16 protein-coding genes and 2 tRNA genes are annotated in these 18,549 nt (G+C 58.7%); 9 read left to right on the top strand and 9 right to left on the bottom strand.

Annotation, left to right across the window (positions count from 1 at the left end; all coding sequences use genetic code 11):
* Positions 1–72 precede the first annotated feature (72 nt).
* Entirely contained in the window at positions 73–270 is a 198-nt protein-coding gene (locus ACYHH6_RS20530) for a hypothetical protein (RefSeq protein ID WP_352591069.1), read from the top strand.
* 682 nt (positions 271–952) lie between these two features.
* Positions 953–1,513: a hypothetical protein gene (locus ACYHH6_RS20525; protein WP_352591072.1), complete on the top strand. Its 561-nt coding sequence runs from the start codon at positions 953–955 to the stop codon at positions 1,511–1,513.
* Positions 1,514–3,968: 2,455 nt separating this feature from the next.
* Here ACYHH6_RS20525 and ACYHH6_RS20520 read toward each other — a convergent pair.
* Positions 3,969–4,838 (bottom strand): DUF7946 domain-containing protein, encoded by an 870-nt coding sequence (locus tag ACYHH6_RS20520; RefSeq protein WP_488500465.1) that lies wholly within the window; start codon positions 4,836–4,838, stop codon positions 3,969–3,971.
* 2,472 nt (positions 4,839–7,310) lie between these two features.
* On the opposite strand from ACYHH6_RS20520, the gene ACYHH6_RS20515 reads away from it, so the two are divergent.
* Both ACYHH6_RS20515 and ACYHH6_RS20510 read left to right on the top strand, forming a co-directional pair.
* Positions 7,311–7,619, top strand: a complete 309-nt coding sequence (locus ACYHH6_RS20515) for a helix-turn-helix domain-containing protein (protein ID WP_352591078.1) — start codon at positions 7,311–7,313, stop codon at positions 7,617–7,619.
* A 137-nt stretch (positions 7,620–7,756) separates the two neighbouring features.
* Complete coding sequence (locus ACYHH6_RS20510) at positions 7,757–8,458, top strand: tyrosine-type recombinase/integrase (protein WP_352591081.1); 702 nt, start codon at positions 7,757–7,759, stop codon at positions 8,456–8,458.
* Positions 8,459–8,532: 74 nt separating this feature from the next.
* Here ACYHH6_RS20510 and ACYHH6_RS20505 read toward each other — a convergent pair.
* Positions 8,533–8,608: transfer RNA gene (locus tag ACYHH6_RS20505), tRNA-Val, on the bottom strand.
* A gap of 218 nt (positions 8,609–8,826) precedes the next feature.
* On the opposite strand from ACYHH6_RS20505, the gene ACYHH6_RS20500 reads away from it, so the two are divergent.
* Positions 8,827–8,903 (top strand) — tRNA-Asp (locus tag ACYHH6_RS20500).
* Between the two features lie 126 nt (positions 8,904–9,029).
* Here the strand turns inward: ACYHH6_RS20500 and ACYHH6_RS20495 are convergent.
* Positions 9,030–9,278: an exopolysaccharide production repressor protein gene (locus tag ACYHH6_RS20495; RefSeq protein WP_352591084.1), complete on the bottom strand. Its 249-nt coding sequence runs from the start codon at positions 9,276–9,278 to the stop codon at positions 9,030–9,032.
* A gap of 281 nt (positions 9,279–9,559) precedes the next feature.
* Here ACYHH6_RS20495 and ACYHH6_RS20490 point away from each other — a divergent pair, with 281 nt between their 5' ends.
* Positions 9,560–9,943 carry a hypothetical protein gene (locus tag ACYHH6_RS20490; RefSeq protein ID WP_352591087.1) on the top strand — a complete coding sequence of 128 codons (384 nt, stop codon included), beginning with the start codon at positions 9,560–9,562 and terminating at the stop codon, positions 9,941–9,943.
* A 25-nt stretch (positions 9,944–9,968) separates the two neighbouring features.
* Here ACYHH6_RS20490 and rbsK read toward each other — a convergent pair whose 3' ends face one another.
* The 3 genes from rbsK to ACYHH6_RS20475 are packed head-to-tail and all read right to left on the bottom strand — an operon-like array spanning position 9,969 to position 12,449.
* A complete protein-coding gene (rbsK, locus tag ACYHH6_RS20485; RefSeq protein WP_352591090.1) occupies positions 9,969–10,898 on the bottom strand; it encodes a ribokinase in 930 nt (309 codons plus the stop codon).
* A 4-nt stretch (positions 10,899–10,902) separates the two neighbouring features.
* Positions 10,903–11,355, bottom strand: a complete 453-nt coding sequence (locus tag ACYHH6_RS20480; protein ID WP_192253443.1) for an RbsD/FucU family protein — start codon at positions 11,353–11,355, stop codon at positions 10,903–10,905.
* Positions 11,356–11,396: 41 nt separating this feature from the next.
* Entirely contained in the window at positions 11,397–12,449 is a 1,053-nt protein-coding gene (locus ACYHH6_RS20475; protein WP_488500464.1) for an ABC transporter ATP-binding protein, read from the bottom strand.
* 275 nt (positions 12,450–12,724) lie between these two features.
* Between ACYHH6_RS20475 and ACYHH6_RS20470 the strand changes: the two genes are divergently transcribed.
* From ACYHH6_RS20470 to ACYHH6_RS20460, 3 genes are all read left to right on the top strand, one after another.
* Positions 12,725–14,389 (top strand): ABC transporter substrate-binding protein, encoded by a 1,665-nt coding sequence (locus ACYHH6_RS20470; protein ID WP_352591096.1) that lies wholly within the window; start codon positions 12,725–12,727, stop codon positions 14,387–14,389.
* Positions 14,390–14,486: 97 nt separating this feature from the next.
* On the top strand, positions 14,487–15,602 hold the full coding sequence (locus ACYHH6_RS20465) for a carbohydrate ABC transporter permease (protein ID WP_352591099.1): 1,116 nt from the start codon (positions 14,487–14,489) through the stop codon (positions 15,600–15,602).
* A 9-nt stretch (positions 15,603–15,611) separates the two neighbouring features.
* The gene (locus ACYHH6_RS20460) at positions 15,612–16,529 is read left to right on the top strand and encodes a carbohydrate ABC transporter permease (RefSeq protein ID WP_352591102.1); all 918 of its coding nucleotides are present in this window, start codon (positions 15,612–15,614) and stop codon (positions 16,527–16,529) included.
* A 31-nt stretch (positions 16,530–16,560) separates the two neighbouring features.
* On the opposite strand, the gene ACYHH6_RS20455 is transcribed toward ACYHH6_RS20460, so the two are convergent.
* The 3 genes from ACYHH6_RS20455 to ACYHH6_RS20445 all read right to left on the bottom strand — a co-directional run bounded on the left by ACYHH6_RS20455 (position 16,561) and on the right by ACYHH6_RS20445 (position 18,437).
* Positions 16,561–17,043, bottom strand: a complete 483-nt coding sequence (locus ACYHH6_RS20455) for a hypothetical protein (protein ID WP_352591105.1) — start codon at positions 17,041–17,043, stop codon at positions 16,561–16,563.
* Between the two features lie 78 nt (positions 17,044–17,121).
* Positions 17,122–17,865: a creatininase family protein gene (locus ACYHH6_RS20450; RefSeq protein ID WP_352591108.1), complete on the bottom strand. Its 744-nt coding sequence runs from the start codon at positions 17,863–17,865 to the stop codon at positions 17,122–17,124.
* 5 nt (positions 17,866–17,870) lie between these two features.
* Positions 17,871–18,437, bottom strand: coding sequence for an SIS domain-containing protein (locus tag ACYHH6_RS20445; RefSeq protein ID WP_352591111.1), 567 nt, complete (start codon positions 18,435–18,437; stop codon positions 17,871–17,873).
* Positions 18,438–18,549 lie beyond the last annotated feature (112 nt).

Below are 18,549 nucleotides of genomic sequence, written 5' to 3'. Positions count from 1 at the left end.
CGGCGACTATATCTTACAAATCCGTAATTGTGATATTGATCTCTCCTGAACAAGCGAGGAGAAAACCGTGCCATGGCAGACATGGATCGCGTGCAAGAGGCGGCTCAACGAGCGATTTTGAGCCTGTTAAGTTTTAGGAACATCGGTAATGCCCGCGACGAGATCGTGCAGATTAATGCCATCATGGACACCGCTGCGGAACTGGTACGGATTCGCTTTGAGATGACGGCGATCCGTCAGGCTCTGGAAAAGATCGCCACCAAGGCATAGCCCCCCTTCCCCCCCCGCGCTGCTTTGCAGAGCGTGAAAGGCAAGCGCGTCGGCCTCAGAAACCTCAACGGCGCACCGCCGCGCCTTTTCCGCCGAGAAGATACTCGTCCAATGGCGTGCGCTTCGCGTTAGCTTCAGCCTTCAACACTCGCGTCCGCTTCGGCCTACCTCTGTGAATTTCTCCTCCCCTTTTCTTCTACGGACGGGCGAAGCTATAGGCGAGCTGCCACAGGGAACCCCACCCCTGACGGGGACTCGATCCATTATTAAGATAATCAATACCACCGCAACTAGAGAACCATTATGGTAAAACCCTCGCACCATTTTTTAGCCAGATTATATGCAAAATTATTGTATAGATTATCTGCTCATTATCTTGGTACCAATATAGGGTATTATCTCCACCATTAACTCTGGTTCCAGATGTGAATAATTATCAGCCCGATTACGGATATAATATTATATTAATGCTCATGCTTACTCTGATTCCTACGGTCGCCAGCAGTCCCTTCCGCGTTACTGTCGAGCCGGTGGATTGACGTCCCCTCCACCAACGCTGCTGCCGTTACGCAGCGTCGCAGGAAAGCGCTCCCAGGAGCCGTATTTCCCGGTTGCTTGTGGGTCATCACCACGATAGCGGTTCGCCAGTCGTGCCAAGCCGACTCAAGCAAGGAACCCAACCGTGACCGACTCTGCATTTTCGAAAGCCCTCATCACCATCGATTGGGAAGATGCCGACCCCCGTGCCATCCGGTGCCCCGTTACCGGCGCCATCGTCGCCGCCGGATACGATCCTGCCACCGGAGAGTTCACCTACGACGAAGAGCCGAAATGGGGCGAGATTCCAACGGTCCTCTTCCACCACACTGACGAGGGCGGCTTTGAGTTCGTGCGACCCGACCTTCAGGCCAAGATCGACCAAGCTCGGCACGATCTCCTCGCAGCCGGCGAGGATGAGGACGAACTGGACGACTTCAATATCCTGGCGGAGCACCTAGATCCTATCGGGAAGGTGCCGCTCGTATTCGAGATCGTTACCCAAGGCATGGCTTATGGCGGCGGGCCTCTGACCTCGACCGTCTATGTCGGACTCGACCTCGCCGTGGCCTCGTCGGAATTGCCAACCTCGCGACTGATTTTCGACGGCGCCGAAGACGCGTCGGAATTGGCAACAGCGCGATTGATTTTCGACGACGCCGAAGACACGTCCAAATCGCCACCCTCGCGACTGATTTTCGACTAGGCCGGGAGCCCATTCATTTTCAAAGGGCATTTCAGGATAATCACTGGCTCATTATCCTGATAATGCGAGCCCGCCCCTCACCGCATCCTCTGCTCCCTGCGTTACACTCCGGATACTTCCGGCTCACCTGGCCAGCATGGACTCTGAGGTTGCGGAGTTCGTTCCATTGGTTCCAGATGGGAGGGCCTTCTTAGACAGGTTTGGACGTCAGAGCACCAGTACACTACCTCGCCTCGCCGTGTAGACTGCAGCGAGCTCGTCACTCTCCCCCTGACGATGATGATGTACAAGGACGGCAACCCGACCGAGCTTGAGATCGGTGCGGTGACCCTCTGGCCGGCGACAGGCATCTCGGCTGGGTACGAGATCGACGTGGCGGAAGGATCCTGGGTTTGTCCTCTGCTGCATTAAAAAATGATAGACATCACTCGAAAAAGCGAGGGAGGGGCTTTACAGACGCCCCTTCCCTTTGTTAAAGAGCCTTTGCTCTTTACGGCACGCCACAAGCCTACCTCTGCATTTCTCCACCGCTTTTCTTTCTAAGAAAGAAAAAGAAAGAGAGAGATACGGACGGGCGAAGCTATATGTGGGTGACCCCACAGTGGACCTGAGGACTCTGGTTCATTAAAGAGATAATCATACCACGATATCTTGAAAACCCTATATCAAAATCCTCGTGCTATTTTATAGCAAGACTTAATAGATAATCATTAATTGCTTTATCTGGTTCATTATCTTGGTTCCATTATCCTTAATAATGCTCACCAGGACTCGCCTCACAGCATTACCCTCGTCGCTGCGCTCCTCGGGATGCTTCCGGCTCACCTGGCTCGCTTGAGCCCTTTCCCCTGGTTCGGGCGGGGAAGGCTTTCGCCGCATTATTAAGATAACGATAGACACGATTATGTCGTGCATTATCTAGATAATCATTATGTGGAAAATATTATCTGATTATTTTGCAATAACCGATTTAACTACTCGGAAAATCATAATGGGAAGATCCCCACAATATTTTTTACTGCGATTATTTTCAAAATCGTTACGCTGATTATTGGGCTATTTTCCTTGGTTCCATTTTAAGGTGTTATCCCGGCATTTCAAAGAATATATTATGTGCATTTTCTCTGGCTTAATATCTTCAATATGCTCGCCAGGATGAGCCTTACGCATCTTCCTGCGGTGCTCGCTGCGCTGCGCTCCTCGGGATGCTCCCAGCTCATCTGGCTCGCTTGGGACTCTTCCCACTGACTCCGGAGGAAGAGGCTTCGCTGGACGAAGCTGGATCGAAGGCTCGACATGAAAGCACTCAATCGCAGCGAACAACGTCGCTTTGACAGCCAATTCGACGAAAGCGACCACCACCTGCCCACGAGTGTCCAAGTTGCCTGCTTCTCGGCTCGAGCCGCAGTTCACAGTGCGCTCCTTGAAAACGCTTAGCCAACCGAGCTCCGCTCGGTTGGCCAAGCGAGCGCGGCACCCAGGATTCTTCTTTCCATGGCTCCGAGAGGGGGAGGCTTCCCCCCACATAAATCGCAATACGAGATTATTGATAGCTAGGTTCGCCCCCATATCACACCAGGGTTCCATCCCCTGGTTCAAAACTACCCCCCCGGGTGTGCCTCGTCACACCATCACACCTCCCCCCGTCTTCTTTCTGGTTCCAGGGTATCGGGTTCTTCTCCAGGGTTCAGGCGCTCCGCGCCTTTCGGGATCTTGGATCAAGCTGACATAAACCGATGGAGGCACGATCATGGCTGCAACCAATCTGCTGTTAGCGGTCGCTTCGAGTCAGCCTCGGCGAGACCAGGAACCATCGAGACAAGCCAACACGGACAATGCCAGCACAACGGCGGCGATCCCTGCCGCCGCTTTGGTGACGCACGGAATGGGTCGATAGTCCCTCCCTCGCCTTCAAATGCCTAGATAGTCTGTCGACAGAGCGCTCGACCACGCATGAAGGCGCCAGGATTGCAGGGGTCGTCCGGCCCTGCCGCAGTAAACCTCTTGTAGACCTGTACACTTGGTGGTCGGCTGAGAAGACGACAAGACCCCTACCAATGCCGCACACCCTCAAGAGATCCATCTTCCTGGCCCAAGACGAAGGTACTCGCCCAACCTCGCTCTCACGCCCGGGCGTCAATGGCCAAGCAAGTCGGTTGACGCCTTCAAGCACCTTGGGGTGGGGATGGAAATCATCCTTCGAGCGGGTATATCCCTAGCGACCCCGGCTCGCTCTATCTGGCTCGGCAACGCGCTGAACCTGCAATCAGAACCACCGGGGAATACGCCGGATTCTGACAGCTCGTTCAAATAGCCGAAGCACGGTCAACGACTCGCGATTAAATCAAAGCCGTAACGCCGCTTGTCAGGCCTCGCAGGCACCGCAGAGGCAATCCAAGCCTCAGCCGCCGAGAAGGGAGCTATAGCTCCGCATACGGCACCGATTTCATTTGGTTCAATCGTTGCGAGCATCGCTGACGAACAGTTTATGGATCTCGCCATCCTCTTTGATGGTGGGTTTAGCCGTTATCGTTATCGGCAACTTGGTGTCTAACGCGTGCGAGTAGACGTTCTGCGGGACCATTAGCGAAGGGTCGGTGATCCTTCCGCGATACTCTCGTCCAGTTTTCTGCTCTTCAAACTTGAGCGTGCCGGTTCGGGTGTCCAACGCCACCACAACGCCCCTAAATTGCTGCAAATCCCCCACGGTGACCTCTTCTGGCGAACGAAGCGATTCCGCTGTCGGCGCATCAATCAAGATCGGATCCGATTTCGGGGGAATTTGGCGAATCTCATTTACGGTCTTTCCGACTGGTGCTGCCATATCCGACATCGGGCCACGGTTCTGCGAGACCAAATGTTGAATAACTTCGACGAGCTGCTCCTGGGTTCTCATACCGTTATCCTGGCCCACGCGAACCATCTCGTGGTAGCGCTCATTCTGCCGATCGATAACGTCTAAAGCCTTGCCCAGCATTTCAGGTTGCCCGGTCTTTTTGGCGATCATGGCTTTGATAAATTCTGGCACCGCAAGTTCAGCCAGTTCGAAAAGCAATTCCGGGTACACAGCAAGCTTGCCGTAAATCAGCAGCATGTAGATGAGGTAGAAAATGCTGCCCGGCTTTGGAGGCCCTACCTGCACTCTTATGTCGGTATGCTCGGATGTGCGAAACTGGCCGTGGAAATAGAAATGTCCGACCGAATTGTAGATGCGAGCTATCCCGGAAAGTGACTGTCCGAGAAGCAGCGCATCCATTCGATGTTCGTCTGCATCTCGACCATCGAAATAGAGCTTGACGGGCTCGATCAACATTCTTTCTGCCACAGTGCCCTCTCCGCGTTTCCCGAGGGCATAGAAGCATCGCGCATTTAAAATGTTGAGTTTGAATCATAATCATACTGCTAGAGTTTTAAGGGTCCCCACTACTTTATGCGCCACGCGCCCCACTGAGAGAGTTCAGTGCCTGGTCCGTTCAAGCCATTGCTGGATATCTTCAACTTTCCAGCCGAACCGTAACCCAGCCGGAATATCCACCCACCTAAACCCCTTCTAAAGGCTCTGGGATCCGCCCTGGCGTCTCTTGTATGTGAGCCAGGTCGACTTTTTCTTAGACGCTCCATCCGAAGAACGGCCGTTGCCTGTTGCAATCCTGGTCGAAGGCTTCTTCCACGCGATCGAGAACCGACACGATGCTCCCGCTGGAAGGCTGCGGCCTGGTGAGCTGTTGAAAATCCCATTGCTTTCTTTGGCTTGGGATTCACTCAGGCGCAGAGCAAAATCAGCAACAATAAACCATCGGAGTCTACGCTGTGAGAATCGTCGCACGTTCCCAATTCATCGAACCTGGTTCCAGGGTCAGTTGGCCGCGGATCACGTTGTGGTACTTGCTTCTCAGCAGGCAACCGGCCGAACGCTTGGCGGTCGACAACGAGGGCGTCGAGAGTTCCCAAAACCCATCGGTCTGGCCACCCTTTGACCCGATAAATCGCCCAAAGAGTGGGCGGTCGGCTCTCCGACCTAGCAACGGTGAAGCAAGCGCTCGAAGGGTCGGATGCCGCATGAGGATCTCGATCCGAGACTTCAGCCGCTCTCGGAAGCGGACCAAAACTCTGCGGCGCAAGCTTGCGCCACGTCACCCAACAGCAGGGTCTCAACGGATACGCTTAGGCTTCGTAACAATGCTCACCGGAAGGCACCGCGTTGCCTCTTCTGTATCCGAAGAAGTGACCGCATCGGATTCCTAGCCATTCCGAAGGCTAAGATCCAGAAGAGGTACAACCTCCTGCTCACCCTTTTCTGCTAGCACGATGGAATACGCCGAGCAGCCGCCAAAAGTTGAACTCAATTCAACCTCGGTTCCAACTTTCTAAATTGTGTTGCGAACTTTTCCGACGGAGCCGGCGTGAGGGAGCCTAAAAAGTAACGAGCTGCGTCCACGTGGCGGCACGGGTACTTAGCCCCGATGATCGAAGGCATCTGACCGACCCTTGCGGTCATGCCATCGTCGGTTGGCAACGTATCCGCGCAACAGCCTCTCCTTGTGAACTAGGCAGTCTCTTGCCGAGCTTTTGGTTCGCGGAAGTGAGTACCCCAATTAGAGCAGCCATCTTGCAACCGGCTTACCGTCGACATCCGTCTGAAGGGTCGTGCGGACCAGAGTACCTCTGGCAACGACCTCCACGGCAGCCTTCGTTCGAACCTCACCTGCCCGATCTTGAAGGCTTCCATCATCGCCCCTCGAGACCAGGGACGGTCCCAATCGCATGGCAACAAGCAGAACCTTGGTGCCGCTGAACTATCCAATCCAAAATGTGAGAGCCTCCATGCTGATTAATCTTGAGCATCTGACCGTCCGTAAGAATTCCGACGGGACCCTTCGCTACTATTTCCGGCGCCGCGGCCAACCCTTGAAGCGTATCTATGGCGAGCCGCTGTCCGACCACTTCATGGATCAGTACCGCGCTTGCTTGGAGTGGGTGGCGCCAGACGCAAACTCAGAAGATAGTTGCAATTAGGTCTGCCTGGATGGAGCCGTCGGCACCAACTCCACGACCATAGCTCGCGGACGGCACTAGCGGCGCCAATTGCGTCGTTACCGAGCTGGCAGCTCTACCGGCAACCGCGTCCCTCTTCCATTAAAGTCCGATGGAGCCGGCATATATCTTCCACAGCGCTACGCCGAAGCGTGAGCTGGAGGTGAAGGCGGGCGAGGACCCTTACCTCGCCCGCCTTCGAATCGAGCATAGGAACTGGCCTTCGCAACCCGTCCGTTACGGTCGATTGGACGTTGGAAAAGTTGAGCCCCACCGCGACATCGGGCTTGAACCCTCTAAATGCTATTTTCGACTTCCCACCTCAAAAGACGATAGAGCGTCTAAAGGGTAACGGCCAACTTTCGCCACCGGCAGGCGGCAGACGGCCGCGCCCAGCCAATGTTGGCGTTTAGCGCAGAGAGGCCTTCCCAATTAATCGATAATATATTTTGCGATTTTCCAATGATTATCTCTTAATAATACCAAAGTTAATAGCGCTAAGATCCCACAATATATTGTGTTAGACGGAAATCAAAAGCATCTTGCCTGCCAAATGTTACAGGACTAGATTTTACATAAGAAAACCCGACGGAGCTGCAGGACAGAATAGATCGGAGGCAAGGGCGACTTGGTTCTAGCGTCTATCAAAAGCTTACTGCAGCTCGAAGGATTGACCGGTCCTCGAAAGCACTATCTGCGAGCGATCAAGGGCTCGCTGATGCCGTCATTGACCGGATAGAGATGAATGAAAGCGGGGGAACCCATGAACTTTCCCAAGGTCTATACGCCAGCGATGCTCGCCGATCGGTGGGCATGTTCGGAGCGCCATGTTCGCAATATGATTGCGTCGGGCGAACTGCCCGCCTTTAGATTGGCCGGCAAGCTATTGCGCATCAGAGGGGAGGACGTGGAGAACTTCGAATGTCAAACGAACCCGAATGGACAATCACAAAGCTCAGAGGAGAGCTTTGCATCTCTTGGTACGAAGGCGACATCCGCCGACGTTATCGACTTGGAACCAACGATCCGAAGGAGGCGGCCCGCCGCGCCCCGGCTCGATATGCGGAACTGACACGTCCGAAAGGCTCCACGGTCAAGGATCTCTGGGCAGCCTACTGCCTAGACAAGGCAGGCCGATCAGTCGTCACGACCATGCGCTACACTTGGAAGGCCCTGGCTCCGTTCTTTGCCGAGAAGGAAGGCGAAGCGGTGACGCTCGCCGACTGCCGCGCCTATACCGCGGCACGTCGTAAGGACAACAAGAAAGACGGCTCGATCCATACGGAGCTGGGCCACCTTCGCTCGGTCCTGGTCTGGGCGCGCAAGCAGCGGCTTATCATGTTTGCGCCCGATATCGAGCGTCCGGCCAAGCCCGATCCAAAGGAGGGCTATCTCACCCGGCCCGAGGTCGCTCAGCTCCTGGCCGCTGCAAACGCTGTGCACGTCAAGCTTGCCATCCAGCTGATGATCGCCACCGGAGCCAGAGTGGGTGCTGCCCTACAGCTGACCTGGGATCGCGTCGACTTCGACCGACGCATGATCCAGCTGCGCAATCCATTCGACAAGGCACACCGCAAGGGGCGCGCCACCGTGCCGATCAATGATGGCTTGCTCGCTGCCTTGAAAGAGGCACAGGAAGGCGCCTTGACCCCATACGTTCTGGAGTGGGCCGGCGACAAGATCCTTTCGATCAAGAAGGGCATCAAGACGGCCGGAACCAAGATCGGAAGGCCCGATGCTTCGCCCCACATGCTGAGGCATTCGGCTGCCGTCTGGCTCGTCGAAGATGGCCATTCAATGGAGGCTGTTGCCCAGTTCCTGGGCCACTCCAACACCGCAATGACGTACCGGGTTTATGCCCGCTACAGCCCAGAATACCTGCGAAAATTGACTGCTTCGCTGGAGCTCTAGGTTCAGTGAACCAACAGAGCACTTCGTAAAACAAGGTATACCGATCAAAAAGTATAATAAAATTAACAGGTTAGTGGTGGGCGATGACGGGCTCGAACCGCCGACATCTTCGGTGTAAACGAAGCGCTCTACCAACTGAGCTAATCGCCCGCTCCGGGCCGGACCTTTAAGCGGTCAGACCCGGCTTCGCAAGGCCAAATGAGCAGGCGTGAGCTTAGCTGCATAGCGGTTTTCCCGGGCAAAGTGCCGCCTGTAAAAAAACCTTCTCCTGTTTTCTGTTATGCTGTCCAGGTGCGCTTGACACCCGGTGGCGAACCCCTTATCCACCGCCCCAACGACGAACACGGCTGACACGTGCTCGTCCATGCGCGGGTGTAGCTCAGTTGGTTAGAGTGCCGGCCTGTCACGCCGGAGGTCGCGGGTTCGAGCCCCGTCACTCGCGCCATTTCTCTTCAAGGGTCACGATCCTTGGTGCCGGAGAAATGTCGACGTTGATGTCAAAAATGTCTCCTTGGATGCATTAATTCAGATCGATCGCCTTGCAGCGATCAATGGCAGCGCCCGGTGCAACTCAGAGTGCCGGCCTGTCACGCTGGAGGTCGCGGGCACGGGCCCCGCTCGCACCATTTCCCTCGACGACTTCCGATTCCCGCCTGTAGATCCGGCGGACGACGAGACCGATGTATCCAAGCTGAAGAATAACCATTGCAAGAACAGCCCAGCCGAGCGCCTTCCAGACGGAGCCAGTTGCCATGTCGGCCCAGATCGCAACGACGAACGACGTTGCGAACATGCCCACCAGAAATTGCGGAAAATACATAATGGCCCAGCACCCAATGTTTCGGCGATCCAGGGTTTCGGCGATTTAGGCGGCTTTTTAAATCGGCACCTAAGAGCCCGCCGCTTCATTTTGAGAAGCAGCGGGCCCCAATCGCCCCCCGGCTTGCCAGGAGCGATGGATGCCCCCGGCGTTGCTGACAGTGCAATTGCGGTGCCAGACACGGTGACCCATTACCGGACATCTATGCCAATGGCGCAAGACCGGATTGCCGATTAACATTATCTGTGGCTAATATGCCACCCTGACCCGAAGGGACCAAGGTGGCGCGGTTTCTGGCAGGCTTGTTGGCAGCGACGCTGGTGGCGTCGGCAGGCCGATGCTGGTCCAACGACACCTCCAGGCAAATCTCCGAAGACGCATTGAGAACGATCAGCGCCCAGATGTATTCCGGCATCCTGAGCCAGGAATGCATGCAGGGACGGCGCTACCCGCAAAGCCGCATCAACAATGGTTTCAAAAGGCACTTCGAGGAAATGAGGCTGCGGTTGATCGCGGATGGGTACACAATCGTGCCCGATGTGACAGAGAGCAATTCACAGTGGACTCGTTCGGAGATGGCTTTTGACGCCAAACGGCGTCTTGGCATGCCGCGCCAATTCGGCTGTCTTGATGCCTATTGGCTCGACGACGATCCAGACTGGTAAGGCCCTATATGGGACGTGGTCGAGATCAAACCTTCCCCAGCAGCGCCTCGACCTCCTGCAACGTCGGCATGGATGGCGCCGTGCCTGGCCGCGTCACCGAAATGCCGGCGACGGCGCAGGCAAAGCGGACCGCTTGCAGCGGTTCCACGCCTTTGGCAAGCGCCGCGGCCAGTCCGCCATTGAAGGCATCGCCCGCACCCGTGGTTTCGACCACAGGGCCGGCGCTGACCACGGGGACGTGGTCGGAACGGTTCGCTGTGTGCAGCAGCGCGCCTTTTTCGCCGAGCGTGATTATGACCGAGCCGACGCCCTTTTGGAGCAGGCTGTCGGCGGCGCGGCGCGCGTCGTCGATGGAGGCGACCCTGATGCCGGTCAGTTCCTCGGCCTCGGTCTCGTTGGGGGTGACGTAGTCGCACAGCGTGTAGATGCGATCCGGCAGTTTTGCCGCCGGCGCCGGGTTCAGGATGGTGGTCACCCCTGCCCCGCGCGCGATTTCGAGGGCGCGCAGTGCAGCGTCGATCGGTTGCTCGAGCTGGGTGACGAAGACACCGGCCCCGCCAATTAGGCCGGCATTGGCCTCGATGTCTTCAGGCGAGATCAGCATCGCCGCACCGGGACTGACGATGATGGCGTTGTTGCCGGTGGTTTCCTCGATGAAGATATAGGCGGCACCGGTATAGTTTTGCGGCGTGTCGATGACGGCGGATTTCACGCCGGCATCTTTCCAGGTCGCCTTGGCCATGTCGGCGAAAGCATCAACGCCGAGCCGGGTCAGGAAGGTGATGTCGGCGCCGAGCTTGCCGGCTGCCACCGCCTGGTTCGAGCCCTTGCCGCCAGGCCCCAGCTTGAAGGAATTGCCAAGAATGGTCTCGCCCATGCGCGGCTGGCGATCGGCGCGGTAGGCGGTATCGGCGACGAAGACGCCCAGTATGACGACAGGCTTGCCGGACGCCATTGTGCTACTCCGCATCCGGCGGCACGACGCCCTTGCGGAAGGCAAAGCAGCCATAGAAGCGGCGCTCGCCGGTCTGGATGACGCAATAAGCCTTCTTGGCGCGTTCATAGAAGGCGTAGCGCTCGACCGAAATCATCGGCCAGGCTTTGCCCTCGGCCTTGTCGATCTCTTTTTGCACCTCTTTTTGCACCGGAGGGATCTCGTTGGGGTTGCCGACGATCTCCATGCGGGCGGCCGCGTCGTCGACGAAAGTGTCCAGCGGATAGAGCGACAGCACCGCCTTGACCACATCGGCCGCCGCCGCATCGATGTGCAGCAGCTTGCCGAGCACGGTCTGGCGCGCCACCGAATCGGCGGGGAAATTGGTGTCGGCGATGATCAGATCGTCGCCGTGCCCCATTGCCCGCAGCGCCTGAAGCACATCGGCATTGAGCAATGGGTTGATCCCTTTGAGCATGGCAGTCCTCGTCAACAGGTTGGTCAAAAGTTGATTGGAAATCAGAGCCGGTTGCCGGTCTCTGCGTCGAAGAGATGGACCTGGTCGAGGCGTGGCTTGAGATTGAGCATGTCGCCGGGCTTGAAGTCGTGGCGTTCGCGAAACAGCGCCACCATCTCGCCGTCGCCGAAGCGCAGGAAGACCAGCGTTTCGGAGCCGGTCGGCTCGACCACCGAGATCTTCGCCGGCACGCCGTCGGCATGGATTTCGAGATGTTCGGGCCGCACGCCATAGACCACGGACTGGCCCTCCTTGGCGGCGCTGCCGGCTGCGATCGGGAACAGCGTGCCCGCTATCTCGACCTTGTCGCCCTTCCTCACCACACCCTTGAGCAGGTTCATCGACGGCGAGCCGATGAAGCCGGCGACAAACAGATTGGCCGGCCGGTCGAACAATTCCAATGGCGCCCCAACCTGCTCGATGCGGCCATCGCGCATCACCACGATCTTGTCGGCCATGGTCATGGCCTCGATCTGGTCGTGGGTGACGTAGATGGTGGTGGTCTTCAGCCGCTGGTGCAGTTCCTTGATCTCGGTGCGCATCTGCACGCGCAATTTGGCGTCGAGATTGGAGAGCGGCTCATCGAAAAGGAACACTTGCGGGTTGCGCACGATGGCGCGGCCCATGGCGACGCGCTGGCGCTGGCCGCCGGAGAGCTGGCGCGGATAGCGCTTCAGGTAGGGATTGAGGTCGAGGATGTCGGCGGCGCGCTTGACCCGCTCGGCGACCACGGCCGGGTCGGTGCCGCGCAGCTTCAGCGCAAACGCCATGTTCTGCTCCACCGTCTTGTGCGGATAGAGCGCGTAGTTCTGGAACACCATGGCGATGTCGCGCTTGGCCGGCGGCAGATTGTTGACGATGCGCTCGCCGATGGCGATCGTGCCGCCGGAGACGGTTTCCAGCCCGGCCACCATTCTGAGCAGCGTGGACTTGCCGCAGCCCGACGGGCCGACCAGCACCACGAACTGGCCATCAGCTATTTCGACGCTGACCTCGTGCAGGACCTTGACGGTTCCGAACGCCTTGGCCACATTGGTGATCGCGACTTGAGCCATCGTCCCCCCTTTATCGTTTGCGGTGAAGCTAGCCATTGCCAACGGCAAGGGCAAGTCAGTATCTTATAGATAAAAAGTCATTCGTGTTGACAAGGTAATCGATTACGCGAATAGTGGCGAGTGCCAATCCGACAGTCGGAATTTTTCCCGAAAATCGGAGCTCCAGGCGACGCAGGCTGGGGTCCCACGTCCCCGTGTGATAAGGAGAACTGCCGACGTTTTCGGCGCCCGAGAGATTGGCATTTCAATTCACGACTGTGTTCTGGGAGGAATAGATGAGAGTCGGTCTGTACGAAAAACTCGTCCGCGCGGGTGCGACCCGGCGTGATATCCTTAAGGGAGCGGCCAGCATGGCCGCGCTCTCTGCTGCGTCCGGCGCGGGTCTCGGCGCATTGACGCGTCCAGCTTTCGCCGCCGATGATCTGCGCGCGCAGATCCTGCAGGTCCCTGGCGTCGGCAAGGGTCAACCAACCGACGCCGACTTCCAGAAGGTCGGCGAGATGTGCCTTGGCGCCACCAAGGCCAGTGTCAAGCAAGGCGAGTTCGCCGGTGTCGAACTCACCTTCATGGGCCTCAACAACCAGAACCTGCACAATGTGCTGTACCGCGGCTTCTTGAAGGCGTGGGAAGACTATACCGGGGCCAAGTTCACCTGGATCGATCTGGCACAGGCCGATTACGGCGCTCGTCTGCAACAGTCGATCGCCACCGGTACCGTCGACTTCGACGTCATCGAGATGGGTGCGCCCTTCGAAGGCGACGTCTGCGGCAAGGGGCTGGCCTCCGAGATGCCGGACTGGGTCAAGACGCAAATCGACATGGACGACCTGGTCAACTATCTGAAGCCGCCTGTCGGCACATGGGACGGCAAGCAGTATCGCGTGACCGTGGACGGCGACGCGCACAACTTCAACTATCGCACCGATGTCTTCTCCGACAAGGGTCTCGCCGACGCCTGGAAAGCCGCCGGCAACGCAACGCCGTGGGGCGTGCCGACCACCTGGCAGCAGGTGCAGGCCGTGACCAAATTCCTCAAAGGCCAGAAGTTCAACGGCCAGGACGTCTACGGCTATCTCGACGCGCCCAAGGCTTGGGGCGGGTTCGGCTTCTACTTCCTTGGCAGCCGCGCCAGCGCCTATGCCAAGCACCCCGACGACAAGGCCTGGCTGTTCGACTCCGACACGATGAAGCCGCGCATCAACAATCCGGCCTGGGTGCGTGCCATCCAGGATGTGATCGACGCGCTACCTTTCGAACCGGCCGACCAGATCAACGCCGATCCCAACACCACAGGCTTCAGTCAGTTCCTCGCCGGTACCGGCTCGATGATCCCGTGGTGGGGCGACATCGGCTCCAACGCCAAGACCAACGATTCCTCGGTCATCGGCGACACGGTCGGCTTCTCGATCCTGCCCGGCTCGGACGATGTCTACAATTCCAAGACCGGCAAGTGGGACACGCTGGCGAGCGGCCCGAACTTTTCACCGAACTGCGCCTATCTCGGCTGGGGCGTCTACGTCATGGCCCGCGTCGACAGCGACGAAAAGAAGAAAAAGGCGGCCTGGTCGGCCGCTGCACATCTCGGCGGCAAGGACCTGTCGCTTTGGTGCGCGGCGTATCCGTCGGGCTTCCAGCCCTACCGCAAAAGCCATTTCAACATTCCGGAATGGGTGGCGGCCGGCTACGACGAGGCGTTCATCACCTCGTATCTCAAGTCGGAAGCCGACAGCTACAACCATCCGAACGCGGCGATCGAGCCGCGCATCCCCGGCATCTTCCAGTATTACAGCGCTGCCGAGGACATTTTGGCCAACACCTTTGCCGGCAAGATGAAGGCGCAGGAAGGCGCTGACGCCATTGCCGCCGCCTGGGAGAAGCTGACCGATCAACTCGGCCGCGAGAACCAGATCAAGCTCTACAAGGCCTCGCTTGGCGTGTAGGCTGATCGTATGGTGAACAAGGGTCCGGCGGTGCACAACCCGCCGGACCTGACCGGCTCGGGCCGGTCGCAGGCATAGTTTTGAACGGACGGGACGCGTGGCTGACCAGACCACCAATGCATGGCCGGCAAACGCCGGTCCAGCCGATCTGATCTCGCCAAGCCGCAAGCGGGCGGGTTTTGCCCTGATGGCCGCCGCCACGCTTGGCCTTCTGGCGGTGATCGCGCTGGAAATCCTCTACAAGAGTGAAATCACTACGCTCGGTTTCGAGACCTGGCGCCCCATCGTCTACGCCTATGTGCTGTGGGGTGTGGCGCTCGGCGCCGGCCAGGTGCTGACGCGCGGCGAAGATGGCCAGCGCGCGCTGTTCCTGCTGCCGGCGCTCTTGTTCACCATCGCCATGGTGATCTTTCCGACGCTGTTCGGCTTCTACATCGCGCTGACCGACTGGAACCTCAGTTCCATCACCGGCCGGAAATTCAATGGGCTCGACAATTTCTGGCAGATGCTGGCCGACCCGTATTACCGCAACGCGCTGTTCAACATGGTGCTCTACGTGCTCGCGGTGCTGGTCGAATATGCGATCGCCTTTGGCCTGGCGCTGCTGCTCAACGCGCAGATCCGGGCACGCAAATTCTTCCGCGTCGTCTTCCTGATGCCGTTGATGCTGTCGCCGGTCGCGGTGTCGTGGATGGTCGGCAAATCGATCATGGAATACCGGTTCGGGCCGGCAGCGACGCTGGCACGCTATCTCGGCTGGGAAAACCCGGCCTTCTTCTCGGACCCGATCACCGCCCGCATCTCGATCATGGTGCTCGACGCCTGGACCTTCATCCCGTTCATGATGATCATGCTGCTTGCCGGCCTGCAGGCGATGTCGCGCGAGGTGCTGGAGGCGGCACGCGTCGACGGCGCCACGACATGGCAGACCTTCTGGCAAGTCACCTTCCCGCTGATGCTGCCGGTGTCAGTAACGGCGGTGATCCTGCGCATCATCTTCAAGCTGAAGTTGGCCGACATCATCATCACCGTCACCTCCGGCGGCCCTGGCGGCGCCACGGATTCGGTGTCGAGCTTCATCTACCGCGAATACCGCGACCGTTCGAATGTCGGCTACGGCACCATGCTGGCGATGGCCTATCTCGTCATCATCGTGGTGTTCGTGACCTGGCTTTTGAAATTCGCCAACCGCTTCGTGCGCAACGTGAACTGACAGGGGAATATGAGCGTCCAGACCACCGACTATGTCGCTTCGGAAATCCGCTCGCCGGTGGGCTTTTTGGCCAATCGCGTGTTCATCTATGGCGCGCTGGCGTTCTGGGCTTTCATCTGCCTGTTCCCAATCTACTGGACGATCACCACCTCGTTCAAGACGGCGGTCGACGTCACGCAAGGGCATCTGATCCCGTTCGTCGATTTCCAGCCGGACTGGAAAGGCTGGCGCTCGCTTGGCTTGTCGCCGGACTCGATCTTCCGGACCTCGACGGTGCGCGACGAGTTCCTCAAGCGCTTCATGAATTCGGTCATCACCTCGGTCGGGGCGTCGAGCCTGGCCATCATCATCGGCAGCCTCGCCGCCTATGGGCTGACCCGTTACCGCTACCAGTTCGCCTGGTTCAAGAACGAGGACATCTCGTTCTTCTTCCTGTCGCAGCTGATCCTGCCGCCGGTGGTGCTGGCCCTGCCCTTCCTGGTGCTCTACCGCGAAGTCGGCCTGCTCGACACCCGCATCGGGCTGATCCTGCTCTACACGCTGATGGTGCTGCCGATCGTCATCTGGATCATGCGCGACCAGTTCAACTCGATCCCCGTCGAGCTCGAGGAAGCCGCCTTGGTCGATGGGCTGTCGATCTGGGGCGCCTTTTTCCGCATAGTCATGCCGATTGCGCTCCCCGGCATGGTCGCCGCCTTCATCCTGGCAATGGTGCTGTGCTGGAACGAGTACTTTTTCGCCGCGCTGCTGACCTCGACCGATGCCAAGACCATCCCGGTCATGGTGGCGAGCCAGACCGGCTCGCAAGGCATCAACTGGTGGTCGATGGCGGCGCTCGCCACCGCCGCGATCGCGCCGCTGGCGGTGATCGGAATTGCGCTGGAGCGGTATCTTATCATGGGCATGACGGCTGGGGCGGTAAAATAGGATCCAATACAGGGCAGCGCGGCAAGGCCGCTTATGCCCCCATGAGCACCGATTTTATCCGGTCGCGGAACATCTCCGCGGTCTTGGCGGTGCTGAAGTCTCGCGTCTCAAATCGCTCGCCGTTCACCGTCGTCAAAACGACCGTGTAGCTTGGACCTCCACTGTCCCATTCGATTGTCCGCAGACTGAAGCTGGCTATGTCGCCCGGCAGCACATGATGCCGGCGCAGAAAGATCGGGTTGCGCAGCACGATGTCGATACGCCCGCGGCGGACGATCCAGCGCACCGCTGGGCTGAAGACGGCCGCGTATACAAGCGGAATGCCGACGGCATAGGCGCCGAAAATAATGAAGAGAAAGAACGGGCTGGCGACGCTCAACGGCCAGACGCCGCGATAGAGCTCCCATGTCGGCATGACAATGCAGAACAGGCCGGCAAGCCCGAGAAACAGGCGCTTGGCGACATGCATCGGAATGTCATGCCGCAACCGCCCGTCCCTGCTGATCTCGTCCATGCCATGCCTCCAAGCCGACGATGGTGGCGGAAGGTGAAAAAGCCGTAACGATGCTAAGCCTGCACGCCCGGCTATTGGTCAGGGCTTCAAAATGGCTCGCAGGTGATCGAGGATCATGGCGACACCCTTTTGCCCGAGTTCGGCGGACGCCTCCGGCGCACTTGCCGTGAACCAGCTTGTGTTGTCTGCGAAATGTCCGGCATCGACTGCTTCCGGGCACAGCGCCAGCATCAAGGAGGTCTCGCCGATGCCGGCATGGTCGAACGGGTACTTGCCGTTCATGGCGGCCGACATCAGCGGGTGCACCTGCACCCAGTTGAAGAAATTTTCGCCGGCGGCGTGCTCGGCATAATAGTCGGCCATCTCGTTCGAGCCCCACCAGCCCTCGCCGCGCTGCTTCTCGAGGAAGCGGAAGATCGCCTGGCGGCCGGCAATCTTGAAGGCGAGATCGGTCGGCATCCCCGCCGCGAAATTCTCGGTCTGGTGGTGGATGATCGCGTGGATGTTGCGAAAGCCGATGCGTAGCAGGCTGTAGAACAGCTCTTCGCCAAACGGCGCCAGCTGATTGCCCCCGACCTGCACCGAACCGCTGCCTTCGGGTGCTGCCACCACATAGCTCGCCGCGCCGTAGTAGAAGGACGGCAGGATGACGATGTCGGCTTCCTTTTCGTAGAGCTCCAGCGTCTTGATGACGGCCAGCGTGTCCATGCCGACGGCCATGTGCTCGCCGTGATATTCGAGCACGCCGAGCGGGAGGGCGACCGGCCAGTTCTCGGCGATCGCCTTGCGGATCTGGTGCGGCAGCATCAATTCGTAGCGCATCGCGCCTACTCCAAGTTGGTGTGGCGCGCGCGCATGGCCTCGGACGACTGGCCGGTCAGCCCCTTGAGCTTCAGCACCATCACCTCGAACAGCAGGAACAAAGCGCCTTCGAAGACCGAGCCCATCGGCAGCAGCGATGTCTTTTGCGGCCCCTGGTCGCGGGCCATGGTCTGCGCCGGGATCAGCAAGGTGAAGTCGGCGAGTGCGGTCGCACTGCCCCCGGCCTCGGCGGTGAGCAGCAGCACCGTCGCGCCGGCGCCACGGGCGACCCGCATCAAGGTCAGCACCGTCGTGGTCTCGCCCGGACCGGAACTGACCAGGAAGACATCGCCCGTGCCAAGAGGTGGCGTGTTCATGTCGCCGACCACCGACACGTCGAGCCCAAGGTGATAGAGCCGCATGGCGAGGCCCTTGAGCTGCAAGGCCTCGCGGCCGCAGCCATAGACGACGATTTTTTGCGCGCGGGCAAGCGTTGCGCAAGCAGTGTCGATGCCGGCTTCGTCGACGCGCGCCAGCACGGCGCCCAGCTCTTGCAGGGCGGTCGCGAACATATCCGAGCCGGCATTCGTCATCAGGGTTCCGCCAGGGTTGTGGCCGGGATTTCCGGTTGCGCATTTGCCGGGAAAGGCTTGTTTTTGTTCATGCTATCACCGCGAAAATGCGTGTCCAACAGCCGCCGCGGCT

This window comes from Mesorhizobium sp. P171375 (genome assembly GCF_057786075.1).
Note: the sequence above shows the minus strand (reverse complement) of the source record. Positions and strands in the feature narration are given on the sequence as shown.